Origin of the sequence: Snodgrassella sp. W8158 (genome assembly GCF_016100435.1) — a bacterium.
Taxonomy (GTDB): Bacteria; Pseudomonadota; Gammaproteobacteria; order Burkholderiales; family Neisseriaceae; genus Snodgrassella; species Snodgrassella alvi.
Genome location: NZ_JACFSM010000002.1, coordinates 257,515 through 272,922, shown reverse-complemented (window position 1 = coordinate 272,922; position 15,408 = coordinate 257,515). Strand labels below are relative to the sequence as shown.

Genomic DNA, 15,408 nt, shown 5'->3' with positions numbered 1-15,408 from the left:
AAGTTATGATACATCATTACATAAAATTCAGTATCGGCCAGCCATGGCGATGGGCATACTGTACCAGTTTCTCATCAGGATTAACGGCAACCGGATCAGTTACCAAATTGAGCAAAGGCAAATCATTATGCGAATCACTGTAAAAATACACTTTACTAAAATCTTCCAGCTGCTGTCCGCGCTGTGCTAGCCACTGCTGCAAGCGGGTAACTTTGCCTTCTTTAAAACTGGGCGTACCTGTATAGTGTCCGGTATAGTTACCGTCTGCATCTGTTTCTAACTGCACGCCGATAATATTCTGAATACCAAACGCTTTTGCAATGGGTGCGATAATAAATTCATTAGTAGCAGACAAAAGCAGCATTTCATCACCGGCATCGCGGTGTCCTTGAACCAGCATTTTAGCCATAGTAGAAATATGCGGCACGATAAAATCACGCATATACTCATTATGCATTTCATCCAGCTCCGCGCGGCTAAAGCGCGCCAGTGGTGCAAGCTGGAATTTCAGAAACTCATCAATATCCAGACAGCCATTCAGGTAATCCTGGTAGAATTTGTCATTTTTCATGTCAACAAACGATTTATCTACCAGTCCCTTTTGCATCAGATACTTCGGCCATTCATTATCTGAATCACAGTTAATCAGTGTGTGGTCAAGGTCAAAAATAGCCAGATTCATGCATTTTCCTGTTGTTTAAGTAACTGGCGCAATAATGTAAGAGTGATGCGTCGACCCTGCGCCAGTGAATAATCATTCAGGGTATTGAGCATCAGCAGCAAGCTATCCAGATCTCTGCGCCAGTGAGCCAGCAAATAGCGGATTACTTCTTCATCAACCGGTATTTGCCGTGCATGAGCCATGCCTACCAGAGCGTTGAATTTTTCATCATCACTTAATGGTTTGATTTCGTAGACAAGACAATAGGCCATGCGTGTACGTAAATCTTCACGGATCATTAGCTGCTGAGGAGGAATTGCTGAACTTAAAAGCAGATTACCGTGCCGGCTGTTGCGAAAATGGTTGAAGAGAGAAAATAGTTGCTGCTGTTCAGTGGCACTGAGTAATTCAATCTGGTCTACGGCAACACAATCCAGATCGAACAGCCAGTGTCCCAGGCCTTCTCTGGCTGCATCAACATATTCAGCTTTCAGCCCGCGTGACTGTGCTTGAGCCACCCATGCTTTGAGCAAGTGGCTTTTACCACTGCCTGCTTCCCCCCAGACAAAGATAAACGGGTCAGCCTGATGCTGTAACACATAAATCAGTTCCGCATTGGTATGGCCAAGAAATTTATCAAATCCGGGATAGCTACGATCGTCAAAGTCAAATATCAGTTGGTTCACTACAGTAGACCAGTTTGAAAGCTAGTGCGACCTTTGATTGTAGCTGTCTGCTTAGTTCATATCAAGCAGCATAACGATGGAATTTAACTGATGAATAAGGATTTTATATTTAGTGGGAGTGAAAACCGACAGATAAAATATTTACTCCGACGGTTCGGCGGCAAATACCTGTTTCCATAGTTTCTTCACTATCTGATAATATTCAAGTAAGGAAGCATCTATGGGCGTAGTGACTGCGTCACGAAGGCGGGTGTTATGCTGTAGCTGCCGATAATAACGATACGCAGTACGGCTGCCTTCCGCCAGTTTAGTGTTAATCAGCCCCAGCTCAGCAGCAATACTGAGTAAAGCAATATTGCCATAATTTTGTAATAATTGCGGATACTGATGTGCAAAAGAAAGAATCAGATACTGCACAATGAATTCCACGTCAACGACACCGCCGCGGGCATATTTCACGTTACTGTCAACTGGCGGATGTGTAGGGAACATTTTTTCGCGCATGGCAATAATTTCTTTCCGAAGCTGTTCTGCATCACGCTGACGACACAGTATCTCATTCCGTACAGCATCAAAGCGTCTGCCAACTATACTGTCTCCGGCAATAAAGCGGGCGCGTGTTAAAGCCTGATGTTCCCATGTCCATGCACTTTCACGTTCATAGCGCTCATAAGCCTGTATATGTGTGACGGTAAAACCGGAATCTCCATTCGGACGCAGACGTAAATCAATATCATAGAGCATACCGGCGCCAGTCGGAACAGTGAGCCAGCTGGTCAAGCGGCGTGCCAGACGAGTATAAGTATCGACAGCATCTGGATGATTATCATCAAATACATAAACCAAATCCAGATCAGAAGTATAGCCCAGCTCTTTGCCGCCTAATTTGCCATAACCAATCACGGCAAAATGTGCAGTATCAGTATGCCTGCGTGGTAAGTCAGTCCATACTCTTGTAAGTGCAGCTTGAATAATCAAATCTGCTAAAGCAGAAAGCTGGTCGGATAAGGACTCAACTGTCCACAAGCCCGCCAGATCCTGCACAGCCAGACGGAAAGTCCATGCATGCTGAAACCGGCGTAAAACATCCATCTGGGCTTCAACATCACCGTGACACTCATCAAGCTGATGCTCAAGTTCAATCGAGTGAGCTGCCCAATCAGTATCTATACGCATTAATTCATTGCTGAGCAGCTCATCCAGCAATACCGGATGCTGCTGCAGATAAGTAGCCACCCAGCTGCTCTGACTCATTAAACCAGCCAGTTTTTCCAGAGCCTCAGGATGCTCATGCATAAATGCCAGATAGGAGCTGCGCCGGCCGATAGCCTCAAGAAAATCCAGTAAACGGGCTAAAGTAACATCCGCTTGCGAACATTTTGCGGCAATACTAAGCACTGACGGTATGATTTCGTCAAAGCGCTGTTGCGCAGTGGACGATAACTGCCGGTACTGACTGCCATGATGCAATTGTTGCAGCCGCTGCAATACATTTTTTGCATCAAACCCGTGCGCAGTCAGCAAAGCGATTTTTTCTTTGTTGTCACTTTCATCCTGCCATACACGCAGCATATCCGGATCGATTACTTTGGCTTTGTCTTCCGGTTCAGTAAATATTGCTTCAAAAATCTGGTGCACAGCCTGTCTGTGCTGATTCAGGGCAGCCAGATAATCTTTATAGTTGCTGTATCCCATACTTTGTGCCAGCATTTGCTGTTGCTTTTCACCAGTTGGTAACATCTGGATTTGCTTGTCATCCCAGTATTGCAGCCGGTGTTCGGTATCCCGCAAAAAATAATAGGCTTTCAGTAATGTATCGACACTATCCTGCGACAGCATACCGTGCTGAAGCAAAGCTTGCAGCGTTTCCTGTGTACCTTTTAATTGCAGGCTGCGTACCTGTCCGCCCCGTATTAACTGGAATATCTGGGCAACAAATTCCACCTCGCGGATACCACCGGCACCAAGCTTGATATTATCGGCCATACCTTTACGGGTAACTTCACGCTGTATCTGCCGGTGCAGGTTGCGCATGCCGTCATAAGCATTAAAATCCAGATATTTGCGATACACAAAAGGTCGTACCAGTGCTGCGATATTATTCGGATAGTCAGTAACCAGACGCGCCTTTGTCCATGCATAACGCTCCCACTCCCGTCCCTGCTGAATCAGATAATGCTCTAATGCGGTTTCATTGATTACCAGTGCTCCGGAATCACCATCTGGACGCAAACGCATATCAACCCGAAAAACCTGACCATCTCCGGTAATATCATTTAAAAGAGCAATGATTTTCTGTCCGACTTTTGTAAAAAATTCCTGATTGCTCTTCTGTCGTTTACCATCAGTATCTCCGGCTTCCGGAAATACAAAAATTAAATCAATATCAGACGATACATTCAACTCATAGCCACCCATTTTCCCCATACCTACAATACTAAGGCGTTGCTTATCCCCGCTATACTGACCGACTGGCTGTCCGTACAAACCAGCATAATAGGCATGTGCATACTGCTCAGCAATATTTATAGCGAAATCCGCCAGATGGGTAATGGTTACAGTGACTTCCTTTAAATCGCTTACCCGCGCCAAATCACGAGCCATAATATGTGCCATTACATAACGGCGCAGCAGGCGTAACTGGCGTGCCAGTTCAGCTTCATTTTCACTGCTCTGTAATTGCGCCCAGTCAGCGAAATTCCGGAAATCATCAATGGTCAGTTGCCGTTCCAGCCAGGGATAAAGTTTGTCTGTATTAAGTAACTGATTATCCAGTAAACGGCTTAGAAACAATGTATACGGACGTGCTGCTGCAAGAATTTGTTCGGGAGTCATAATGGCATTAATAAGAAAATGAATGCATGGTTTATCATACCGTCTGAAACTAATACTGTGAATCAGTAAATCAGAGACAATAACATGCAATATTTCAGTAAGAAGCTGAATATTGCCGGAAATAAAAAAGGAAGTTTGCGCTTTCAGCGAAACTTCCTTTTTTCAGATTTAATTATCCAATGATGTAACTAATTAGTGATGATGGTGATCATGCGCTCCATGTACATGACCATGTTCCAGCTCCTCAGCCGTAGCAGGGCGAATGTCTTTTACTGTTGCTTTAAAACGAATGCACTGTCCAGCTAACGGATGATTACCATCGACTACAGCTTTACCATCTGCTACATCGGTAATACGATAAACCATTACATCACCAGTTTCCGGGTCATCTGCTTCAAACATCATGCCCACTTCTACTTCAACCGGAAAAACATCCAATGGTTCAATACGAATCAGATCTTCATCCTGTTCGCCAAATGCATCATCTGGTGCCAGTTTTACATCTACTACATCGCCAACCGTCTTATCATGTAACTGTTCTTCAACCAACGGGAAAATACCGTCATAGCCACCATGCAAATAGCTAATCGGTTCTTCAGTTTTATCGATCAGCTGGTTATCAGCATTGAACATTTCATAGTCCAGTGTCACAACAGAATTTTTGGCGATTTTCATAATATTTTTCCATAATCAAGCTGCACAGGCAGCAAACAATTTGTATTTTAACATGTAATGGTGCAAACCACATGACGTTACAGACTGCTATTGCAGACTATCCAGCCGTGCCATCATTCCGGCAAGAATGCTTTTACCTTCCGACTGACTAACAATGGGTTCACTGCCCTTACGTCCCAGCAAACGAATATCTTCGTCCGGCATTTCATCAATAAAACGGCTGGGTTCATGAAATTCCCAGGAACCGGCACGTTTGCGTTTATGACAATGTGTAAGAGTAAGAGTTTGCCGTGCACGGGTAATACCCACATACATCAGCCGGCGTTCCTCATCAATATTGCCTTCTTCGATACTGTCAGCATGCGGAAATACTCCTTCTTCACAGCCTACCAGAAACACATGCGGATACTCCAGACCTTTAGACGCATGCAGAGTGGACATACTCACCATATCTGCATCTTCATCTTCTTTACCATCAAGCAATGTCATCAGCGCTATAGTCTGGGCTATTTCCAGAATATTCCGGCTATCTTCTTCACCTTTTTTGCCTATCCAGCTGAGCAAATCCTGCACATTGCGCCATTTAATTTCTCCGGCTCGTCCTTCTTCCGTATTGAGCAAATGTGTTTCATAAGTTATATCGGCAAGCAAATTGTGCAACAATTGTCCGGCATCTTCCACAGATGCACGTGCCCGATAATCAGCCAGCAAAGCCATAAACTGCTGTAACGGTTCACGGCTTTTTGCTGACAGCTCTGCCAGCGCATCCATACTGCGTGCAGCTTCAAATAAACTGCATTGTGCTACTTTGGCATAATTATTCAGCTTAGCCAGTGTGGTTTCACCTACTCCTCGCCGTGGTGTCGTTACTGCGCGCAGAAATGCCGGATCATCGTCCGGATTAGCAAGTAAACGAACATAAGCCAGTACATCTTTGATTTCGGCCTTATCAAAAAAACTTTGTCCGCCTGAAAGTCTGTATGGAATTCTCCGGCTACGCAATGCCTCTTCAAAAACTCTCGCCTGATGATTACCCCGATATAAAATCGCAAAATCCCGGTAATGTACGGCATCACCACCAATCAATTTTTGATGAGCAATTCTGCTGACGACTACATCAGCTTCGTGAGCCTCATTTTTACAGGCAATAACATCAATCATGTCACCCAACCCGTATTCACTCCATAATGTTTTAGCAAAAAGTTTGGGATTATGGGCAATCACCTGATTGGCTACACGCAGAATACGTGCAGTAGAACGATAATTTTGCTCCAGTTTAATAATCTTTAAATCCGGATAATCTTGTTGCAGCAGACGCAGATTTTCCATATTGGCACCACGCCAGGCATAAATACTCTGATCATCATCACCTACGGCAGTAAACTTACCTTCTGCACCGGTAAGCAGACGCATCAGCGCATACTGACAGGTATTGGTATCCTGACACTCATCTACCAGCAGATAACGCAAACGAAGCTGCCACTTATAGCGAATATCTGCCTGTGACTGGAGCAGCTCAACCGGTATCCGGATTAGATCATCAAAATCTACTGCCTGATAGCTGGTCAGAGTATCCTGATAAGAGGCATATAACTGTCCCATCTGACGTGTCCATGTTTCATCAGCCTGCCGAATAACAGCTTCCGGAGAAAGCAGGCTATTTTTCCACAGTGAAATCTGATGCTGGGCTTTAAACACCATTTCCCTACCGGTGCTGCCCAGTAATTCACTGATGATTTTGCCCGCATCGGCACTGTCGAGAATAGAAAATTGTTTTTTATATCCCGCAGCTGCTGCTTCCTCACGCAAAAAGCGCATACCCAGCGAATGAAAAGTACATATAGTTAAACCGCGGGTTTGCGGTTTACTTAATAAATGACCAACACGCTCCTGCATTTCCCGTGCCGCTTTATTAGTAAAAGTAATTGCAGCTATCTGCTGGGCAGGATAGTGTGCTTGTGTAATCAGGTAAGCAATTTTTTCAGTAATAACACGCGTTTTACCACTGCCGGCACCAGCCAGCACCAGTAATGGTCCATCAAGATAGTGAATAGCTTCGTGTTGTTGCGGATTCAGATTTAACATGGTTTTATTGATGTTTCCGGCAAAAACACAACCGTACTGTTTATCAGACCGGCTTCTGGTCAGCCGGATATCTTACAATTGCCAGTCTATCGGGCTTATTCCGTGCTCCTGCAGATATGCATTAGCCCGTGAAAAATGCCTGCATCCGAAAAAACCACGGTATGCAGATAAAGGAGACGGATGAGGTGCAGTTAATACCAGATGTTTTTTCCGGTCAATCATAGCACCTTTTTTTTGTGCATGGCTGCCCCAAAGCATAAATACAATATGTTCACGTTCAGCATTCAAGACAGCAATCACATGGTCGGTAAAAGTTTCCCAGCCCAGCTCTGCATGTGAATGTGCCTGACCGGCGCGCACGGTTAAAACGGTATTAAGCAACAATACACCTTGCTCTGCCCAGTGCTGCAAATAGCCATGCTGCGGAATACGAAAGCCGGGTATATCTTCAGCCAGTTCTTTATATATATTGACTAGTGAAGGAGGAATGGCTACACCTTGCCGTACAGAAAAAGACAAACCATGCGCCTGCTGCGGACCATGATAAGGATCCTGACCAAGAATAACCACTTTAACCTGGGCAAATTCAGTTGCCTTAAACGCATTGAACACATCTTGTGCCGGTGGATAAATCACCTTACCGGCCAGCCTTTCAGCACGTACTGTTTCCAGAATATGCTGAAAATATGGTTGCTGTTTTTCTGCACCAATTGCCTGATGCCATGTCTGCATTAGAACTTCCCCTGTCTGATAAAAAGGCAATTTATGCCTTGCAGTCGGCCTTATACCGGCCAAGCTGCCAATTTTAGCATAGCGGCAAAACTACTAATCATGCCTTATACGCCAGAAATGCGCTAACGGACCATATCCATGTCCCAGATGCCAGTGTTGCCCTGCCTCAATCGCACCGTGTACATAACTTTTGGCAGCCGCAACTGTATTGGCCAGATTTTCATGCTGTGGTCGCAAAGCGGCTATCGCAGCTGAAAGAGTACAGCCGGTACCATGAGTATGTGAAGTATGAATCCGGAGACTTTTAAAACATACCGGTTCATTATCCCGTTCCATCAGCCAGTCTGCAGCATCTTCAGAATTATTACGGTGCCCGCCTTTTACCAGTACTGCATGACAGCCTTCATCCAGTAAAATCTGTCCCTGTTCCAGCATTTCTTGATCCGTAGTGGCTATCGGCTTATGTGTCATGATAGACAGTTCAAAAAGATTAGGTGTCAGTATATCAGCCAGCGGCATCAGCAATTGCTTCATTGTCTGCACCGTATTTTCTATCGACAAAGCTGAACCGGAAGTAGCCACCATGACCGGATCCAGTACAGTAAAAGGCAAATGATATTGTTGCAGTGATTGAGCAACCGTACGGATGCTGTCAATATCGGCCAGCATACCGATTTTGACCGCATCAATACGAATATCAGACATCACTGCCGCACACTGCGCTTCTATCATATCCGGCGTTACTACCATAACCTGCTGTACACCAAAAGTATTCTGTGCAGTAATGGCTGTAATCACACTGGTACCGTATGCGCCCAGCGCAGCAAAAGTTTTTAAGTCCGCCTGAATACCTGCTCCGCCACTGGAATCAGATCCGGCAATAGTTAAAGCACGGGGGTAAGGCTTGGCGAGCGCCATAAGCATCTCCCTGAAAATTTTTATTTGTCAACGAATTAACTTATATATACTTCCAGAAAAAAAAACAAGCCCGTATAAATATCCGCAAAATATGCCTATTGACTATTTGTAAAGAAAAACCCACAAAAAAATATAATATTTTCAATTAAAAACAGAAATTTAATTCAAACTTTCAATCAGCAAAAATATGTTCTGCTGCCGGAAAAGTTTTCGCTTTTACTTCGCGAACATAGGCACTGACAGCTGCCTGAATACTATCCTGATCCCGCATAAAATTTTTGACAAATTTAGCTGTTTTACCCGGATAAATACCCAGCATATCATGCATTACCAGAACCTGTCCGTCACAGTCGACACCTGCACCAATACCGATTGTCGGACAGCTAAGTGCTGCTGTCACCTCTGCTGCCAGCCGGCCGGGTACACACTCCATTAATACCATATCAGCACCAGCCTGTGCATGAGCCTGAGCATCGGCCATTAATTGTGCCGCGGCTTCACCACGACCTTGTACTTTATAGCCTCCGAGTGTATGAACGGATTGCGGCGTAAGACCGATATGTGCACATACCGGAATACCTCGCTGCTGTAAAAACTGTGTGGTTTCTGCTATCCATGCCCCTCCTTCCAGTTTCACCATATGTGCACCGGCAACCATCAGGCGTACGGCAGCAGCAAAAGCCTGTTCTTTGCTTTGCTGATAGGCACCGAAAGGCAGATCAGCCAGAATCATTGCCTGTTGATTACCCCGTGCTACAGCAGCCGTGTGATAACAGATATCATCAACACTAACCGGTATAGTAGATGTTTGCCCTTGTACCGCCATACCAAGCGAATCACCAATCAGCAATATATCAACACCGGCATCGCTCATCAGACGGGCAAAACTGGCATCATAACAAGTCAGCATGGCAATTTTTTCACCGGCTGCCTTCATTTTCCTTAAAGTATGAATAGTATGCATATACAGATAAATCCGCTATTTATGTTTTATCAGAAAATACTGCCGGTAATAACAGCTTAATTTATTTTTAACCTGCATTCCGGCTAAAGAAACCCAAATTTGTTACAACAAATATCCGGCTAGTTGTAATGACCGGCAAAATACCACAGACTACAGCCAAACCAGAACAGATTAACAAATATTTTGCCATCCTTTATTCCCATCTGACCGGAATATCTTTAAAACTATTTATCTAATATGGATATATCCAGATGTTGGTACTAAAACAGTAATTTCATTCTCGATAATGCCGGAAAAATACGTATCTGAATTCTGCAATTCCATATACAAAAAACTGTACTTTTTTCTAGAAAAAGTACAGTTTGTAAGTCCTAAATCCATCGCAAATAGAAAATCAATACCAAATTAACAGAATATTGTCATTGATATTTTTTTACTCAAATTAAACGGCATAAAATGCCGATATAGCTAATTTACGACAAATCAGATTGACTGAAATATCCACGCAGACAACGGAAATAATTATTTCACCAAACAATTTTAAATAACTATTCGCTCAAATTGAGATAATTACGGCTGCCCTGCATATTGGCAATGGTGTTCAGCAACAGTTCAAAATGATCGTCATTACCAAGAAAATCCAGCTCATTAGTATTAGCAATCAATAGAGGAGCATGCTGATATAAATGGAAAAACCGGCGATACTCAGCGTGAATCTGCTGTAAATAACCAGCTGGAAACAGATTAACCATTCCGTCATCCCGCTGACGCAAACGCTTATCAAGCAACTCGTCATCAGCTTCCAGATAAATAACCAGATCCGGAACCGGAAATTTCGGCATTACTTTTTGCTTAATCTGCCAGTACAGAGTCTGTTCCTCTTCACGCAAAATTACCGGCACATATATCTGATCTTTCTCAAGCAGAAAATCAGCAATAACCCGCGAGCGTCGCTCATCCTCAGCATAAATCACATTTATTGCCTCGCAACGACGCATTAAAAAATGCATCTCTGTCGCCAGTCCGTGATTAGTCGCATTCAGATAAAATTTTTCCAGAAACGGATTGCTTTCCGGAATTTCCGACAGCAGCAGAGCATCAAAATATTGTGCCAGACGGCGGCTTAAAGCTGATTTCCCACTGCCAATAGATCCTTCTACGACAATGTAGCGATAATCCATACTCCCTGCTCCCCTGTTTTTATTCCTGTTCGTCAGTAATTTCAGTAATTATAGTTACTGCATCCGGCTGTTTCTTCAATAATGCCGCGGCCACCACCGAAGCACTGTCATGAGTACCAATTACATAATAAGGCGCAATTGCAGCCAGCGGTGCCATTACAAAAGCACGTTCACACGCACGCGGGTGCGGCAGTGTCAGATCCGCATCATTAATATCCTGATGATCATAATCAATTATATCCAAATCAATCACTCGCGGTCCGTTTGGAACCTCACGTACCCGTCCCAGTCGGTTTTCCAGATCCAATAAAGAATTTAATAGTTCATGAGCACTTAAAGTGGTATGAACCAGAACAACAGCATTGACAAAATCCGGCTGGTCAGTCATTCCTACCGGCTTAGTAATATAAAGTGGTGAAATTGCCTTGACCCGAACCCCTTTAATCTGATTCAAATCTGTCAGAGCTGTTTCAACCTGTTTACGTGGATTATCAAGATTAGCCCCTAAAGCAATTACCGCTGTAACTAAATTCATGCTTCCTCCTGCTTAGGTTTGTTAGTGCGTCTGTTACGGTATCTTTTTTGTCTTGTTGAATTTTTTTCTGATTGCGAAGCAGTACGAATTAATTGCTCACGCTCTACATCTGAACCATGCTGAAAAGCCTGCCACCACTGAACTGTCTCCTGTGATAATTCGCCCAGACTGGCACGCAGACACATAAAATCAAAAGCAGCACGAAAACGCGGCTGTCCGAGTAAGCGGTAAGGACGCGCCCCGCGCATAATTTCAAACTGCGGTTGCAAACTCCAGATTTCACGCATGGTTACACTATATCGCTGCGGCACACCCCAGTTTTTATCTACATGCTGACGTTCTGAAGTAATCGCCGCATTCATCGCTGCACTGGAGCGCATACCGTTATTCAGTTCCCGCTGCCATACTGTTCTTATATGCGGCCATAATACAGCTGCCAGTACAAAGCCCATAGATACAGATTTATCTGCCCGCAGGCGTTCGTCAGTATTGTGCAGAGCCAGTGCGACAATATTATCATTACTTTCGCCGCCCGGCATTAATGCATCAAGTAGCGGATGAATATCTTTCAGACCAAGATTATTCATCTGGCGCAGACATGCCTGTGCATAACCACTGAACAATATTTTCAGCACTTCATCAAACAGCCGAGCCGGCGGTTCCCGCTTTAACAACTGCGCACATTCAGCTATCGGTTTAGATGTATGTTTATCTACGGTAAAGCCAAGTTTGCCAGATAATCTGGCTGCCCGTAGCATGCGCACCGGATCCTCCTGATAGCGCTCAGCCGGATTACCTATCATTACCAGACGCCGGTTAAGTATGTCTTCAACGCCATGATGAAAATCCAGAACTACCTGCTGTTTCGGATCATAGTATAGAGCGTTGGCAGTAAAGTCCCGGCGCATTGCATCCTGTTCAAGCGTACCGAAACTGACATCCTTCATAATCCGGCCTAGCTCATTATGGCTGTTGACTGCCCCGCCCCGAAAAGTTGTTACCTCGATAGTTTCCGGACCAACCATAACATGCACAATCGGAAAACGCCTGCCGATAATGCGGCTGCGCCGGAAAAGTTTATGTATCTGTTCGGGTGTAGCATCTGTTGCCACATCGAAATCTTTAGGTGTCACACCAAGCAATAAATCACGCACAGCACCACCTACCACATAAGCCTGATAACCCTCCTTCTGCAAGCGGGTGATAACCTTTTCCGCTGCAAAACTCAGATCATCTGCCTGAATATGGTGTTGTGCCAATGAGATTTCCCGCCTTTTGCCACGCCGGGCAGACTTTCTCGGCAAAACCTTGTGTAACCACTTTGTTAGCATAAATAATACAAAAGCTTGTGAAAAAATACTCGCGTGCCGCAGCAACCACGACCGATAAAGTACTATAGTATAACCTATCTATCCGTATCTCATCATTCCTCACCGCACGGACAAGTGCAATCTGCCGGCATTTTCTTCACTACCACTGCCTACTTTGTATATAATACACCCGTTTCTGAACTCATCATGTAAGAAGAAACCGATATGTATAATTATCAGTCTGACACTACCCAGTTTCTGAATGAATTTCTAACTAAGCACCCGGAAGAAGCACAAGCACAAATCGAACATCGCGGCATGCTATGGGATGTACAGCTCAATCCGGAAGATGAAGCAAACTTTGCTGCCGCCAAATTGCCGAAAAAAGGTTATACCTATCTAACTGAATAATCTCTGTTTAACCCGTTATGAGCCAGAACGGTTGTCTGAATACCCCGGAGCTGAGGCAATATCTTGCCGGAATAAACCCTGCAGAAGCGCCACTATTGGCACAGCTGCGTGCTGAAACGGCACGGCATCGCAAGGGTAATATGAGTATCGCACCGGAACAGGCTCAATTAATGGTATGGCTTGCACGGATGATTCAGGCTCGCAACTATCTGGAAATTGGTGTTTTTACCGGTTACAGTAGTACAGCTATGGCAATGGCACTGCCGGAAGACGGACACATCACTGCCTGTGATATTAACGTAACCTATACCGATATTGCCCGCCGCTACTGGCAAGAGGCTAATGTCAGCCATAAAATCCAGCTGTATCTGCAGCCGGCAATAATAACCCTCGATAAACTGATTACCAGTAATCAAAACAATTATTACGATATTGCTCTGATAGACGCAGATAAGATACCCACCCCCCAATATTTTGAGCGCTGCCTGCAATTGGTTCGTCCCGGCGGTATTATCGCCATTGATAATGTCTTATTGCATGGCCGTGTTGCACAGACAGCCAACGCTAATGAATCAGAAAGTGTTCATATCATGCGTCAGTTCAATGCCGGCCTGATAAACGATACGCGGATAATTCCGTTAACTATACCACTTGGTGATGGTTTAACACTTATTCAGAAAAGATAATAACAAACAACCAGAGGAGAAAAATACATGAATTCACGTTTAAATCAATACTATTTCAGCCTAATCCTGATAGTTACATTTTGTATCAGTGCTTGCAGTAACCTACCATCCTCCTCTGTTATGACTAGTACTTCTGCTGCGGAAGAAGTACACACAAATAGTAACCAATCTACTGAACAGCTTGGCCAGATTCAGGCGCAGCTGAATGCTTTACAGATACAGATCAATGGTCTGCAAAACCAGATGAATGATATTCGTCAGCAACAAGATACATTATCGCGCTACCTGAATGTACGCACTCCGGTCAGTCACACTACTCCGGCTAAAGCTTCCGCCACTAATGATAATACCAGCGAAGCACGCCGGCTATATAATGCCGGTCTTTATAGCCAAAGCATTCGTCTGCTGAAAAACGCTGATAGTGGTGGCAATGGCAGTGCCCAGGCACAAGAGCGCATGTGGCTGCTGCTGCAAAACCATTCCCGTTTGAATAATTGTGAATCGGTAATTAATATCGGCAAGCGCTTTAACAGCCTTTATCCGCAAAACAGTCAAAGTGCCAACGCCCTTTATCTGGTGGCACAATGTCAGACTCATTTACAGCAGCAGGATATTGCCCGCCTTACTTATCAGCACATTATCAGTAGTTATCCCAACAGTAATGCCGCTGTTAAAGCCAGGCATCAATTAAAAAACCTGTTACCAATCAAAAAAGGAACTCGATGAACACTCCGCAAATCGGCATTATTATGGGTAGCAATAGTGACTATCCGGTTATGCAGCAGGCAGAGCAGTTTCTGCAACAATTCAGTATTCCTTATGAAATACAGGTTGTATCCGCACACCGTACTCCGGATTTAATGTTTGAATACGCTGAAACCGCCCGTTCCCGAGGCTTGAAAGCGATTATAGCCGGCGCCGGAGGGGCTGCTCATCTGCCGGGCATGGTTGCTGCCAAAACCACCGTTCCTGTTCTGGGCGTACCTGTACCAAGTAAATATTTGCGCGGTGAAGATTCACTACTGTCTATTGTCCAAATGCCTAAAGGCGTACCAGTAGCCACTTTTGCTATTGGTGAAGCTGGTGCAGCCAATGCTGCTTTATTTGCCATTTCCATGCTGGCCAATGACAATCCGCAGCTGGCACAAAAACTGGCAGAATTTCGTGAAAGCCAGAAACAAAGTGTTCTGGATATGAATTTACCCAGCATTTCAGCCTGATTACTACTTAATTCAGACATATTTGCTGCATAAATATACTGAATAATATCTTTATGCTATTGATATTAATTGCATTCAAATAAGAAAGAAAATTGACTATTATCCTCAGTAGCATGAGCATATTTACATGATTAGAATTAGATCCAGAAAGCAATATCAGTTTTTTAGTTATCAACTTAATTTAAAGAATTTCTGCTAAGTAACTGAAAGTAGAATATAGATTTAAAATTAAAAATAAAATTCCAGCTTTCTTATCATTGCCAACAACAAGTACTAAAAATATTCATTCCAAATTAAATATTCCATTTGAATTACAATCAAATTGGGCTGATTTACGATTCAGTTTAACAATAAATTAAGCTCAAAAAATTAGTAAATTCATTTATTTATTATAACCATACAGGATTTGGATATTAAACAAACAAAACCTATAAATATGTTTATATCATTTATTATACTTGATACCCATAATAAATAAATTATTACATTTTATTTACTGAATAAAAAAA

At 43.8% G+C, this 15,408-nt stretch carries 15 protein-coding genes; 4 read left to right on the top strand and 11 right to left on the bottom strand.

Features of this window, described 5'->3' with window-relative positions; translation table 11 throughout:
• Positions 1–16: 16 nt before the first annotated feature.
• The 11 genes from H3V11_RS05785 to pcnB all read right to left on the bottom strand — a co-directional run bounded on the left by H3V11_RS05785 (position 17) and on the right by pcnB (position 12,603).
• The gene (locus tag H3V11_RS05785; protein ID WP_084550501.1) at positions 17–682 is read right to left on the bottom strand and encodes an HAD family phosphatase; all 666 of its coding nucleotides are present in this window, start codon (positions 680–682) and stop codon (positions 17–19) included.
• Positions 679–1,347 carry a DnaA regulatory inactivator Hda gene (gene hda / locus H3V11_RS05780; protein ID WP_084550498.1) on the bottom strand — a complete coding sequence of 223 codons (669 nt, stop codon included), beginning with the start codon at positions 1,345–1,347 and terminating at the stop codon, positions 679–681. Before hda ends, H3V11_RS05785 begins: the two co-directional genes overlap by 4 nt.
• 141 nt (positions 1,348–1,488) lie before the next feature.
• Positions 1,489–4,182 (bottom strand): bifunctional [glutamate--ammonia ligase]-adenylyl-L-tyrosine phosphorylase/[glutamate--ammonia-ligase] adenylyltransferase, encoded by a 2,694-nt coding sequence (gene glnE / locus H3V11_RS05775; RefSeq protein WP_198223827.1) that lies wholly within the window; start codon positions 4,180–4,182, stop codon positions 1,489–1,491.
• Between the two features lie 192 nt (positions 4,183–4,374).
• Positions 4,375–4,857, bottom strand: a complete 483-nt coding sequence (locus tag H3V11_RS05770; RefSeq protein WP_025330351.1) for a peptidylprolyl isomerase — start codon at positions 4,855–4,857, stop codon at positions 4,375–4,377.
• Between the two features lie 87 nt (positions 4,858–4,944).
• Positions 4,945–6,942, bottom strand: a complete 1,998-nt coding sequence (gene rep / locus H3V11_RS05765) for a DNA helicase Rep (protein ID WP_198223825.1) — start codon at positions 6,940–6,942, stop codon at positions 4,945–4,947.
• A 72-nt stretch (positions 6,943–7,014) separates the two neighbouring features.
• Positions 7,015–7,674, bottom strand: a complete 660-nt coding sequence (gene ung, locus H3V11_RS05760) for a uracil-DNA glycosylase (RefSeq protein WP_025330350.1) — start codon at positions 7,672–7,674, stop codon at positions 7,015–7,017.
• Between the two features lie 93 nt (positions 7,675–7,767).
• Complete coding sequence (gene thiD / locus H3V11_RS05755) at positions 7,768–8,592, bottom strand: bifunctional hydroxymethylpyrimidine kinase/phosphomethylpyrimidine kinase (protein WP_037392786.1); 825 nt, start codon at positions 8,590–8,592, stop codon at positions 7,768–7,770.
• A 172-nt stretch (positions 8,593–8,764) separates the two neighbouring features.
• Entirely contained in the window at positions 8,765–9,556 is a 792-nt protein-coding gene (gene panB, locus H3V11_RS05750) for a 3-methyl-2-oxobutanoate hydroxymethyltransferase (protein ID WP_084547688.1), read from the bottom strand.
• 548 nt (positions 9,557–10,104) lie between these two features.
• Positions 10,105–10,737, bottom strand: a complete 633-nt coding sequence (locus H3V11_RS05745; protein WP_025330346.1) for a deoxynucleoside kinase — start codon at positions 10,735–10,737, stop codon at positions 10,105–10,107.
• Positions 10,738–10,756: 19 nt separating this feature from the next.
• The gene (gene folK / locus H3V11_RS05740) at positions 10,757–11,272 is read right to left on the bottom strand and encodes a 2-amino-4-hydroxy-6-hydroxymethyldihydropteridine diphosphokinase (RefSeq protein WP_084550483.1); all 516 of its coding nucleotides are present in this window, start codon (positions 11,270–11,272) and stop codon (positions 10,757–10,759) included.
• Entirely contained in the window at positions 11,269–12,603 is a 1,335-nt protein-coding gene (pcnB, locus tag H3V11_RS05735) for a polynucleotide adenylyltransferase PcnB (protein ID WP_198223823.1), read from the bottom strand. Before pcnB ends, folK begins: the two co-directional genes overlap by 4 nt.
• Positions 12,604–12,807: 204 nt before the next feature.
• On the opposite strand from pcnB, the gene H3V11_RS05730 reads away from it, so the two are divergent.
• Genes H3V11_RS05730 through purE form a run of 4 tightly spaced genes read left to right on the top strand, consistent with a single transcriptional unit; the run spans position 12,808 to position 14,899 of the window.
• The gene (locus tag H3V11_RS05730; protein WP_025330343.1) at positions 12,808–12,993 is read left to right on the top strand and encodes a DUF3460 family protein; all 186 of its coding nucleotides are present in this window, start codon (positions 12,808–12,810) and stop codon (positions 12,991–12,993) included.
• A gap of 17 nt (positions 12,994–13,010) precedes the next feature.
• Complete coding sequence (locus H3V11_RS05725) at positions 13,011–13,679, top strand: O-methyltransferase (protein WP_198223821.1); 669 nt, start codon at positions 13,011–13,013, stop codon at positions 13,677–13,679.
• 27 nt (positions 13,680–13,706) lie between these two features.
• Positions 13,707–14,405, top strand: coding sequence for a tetratricopeptide repeat protein (locus tag H3V11_RS05720; RefSeq protein ID WP_198223818.1), 699 nt, complete (start codon positions 13,707–13,709; stop codon positions 14,403–14,405).
• Positions 14,402–14,899 carry a 5-(carboxyamino)imidazole ribonucleotide mutase gene (purE, locus tag H3V11_RS05715; protein ID WP_078474432.1) on the top strand — a complete coding sequence of 166 codons (498 nt, stop codon included), beginning with the start codon at positions 14,402–14,404 and terminating at the stop codon, positions 14,897–14,899. The genes H3V11_RS05720 and purE overlap by 4 nt, the downstream gene beginning before the upstream one ends.
• The last annotated feature ends 509 nt before the right edge of the window (positions 14,900–15,408 follow it).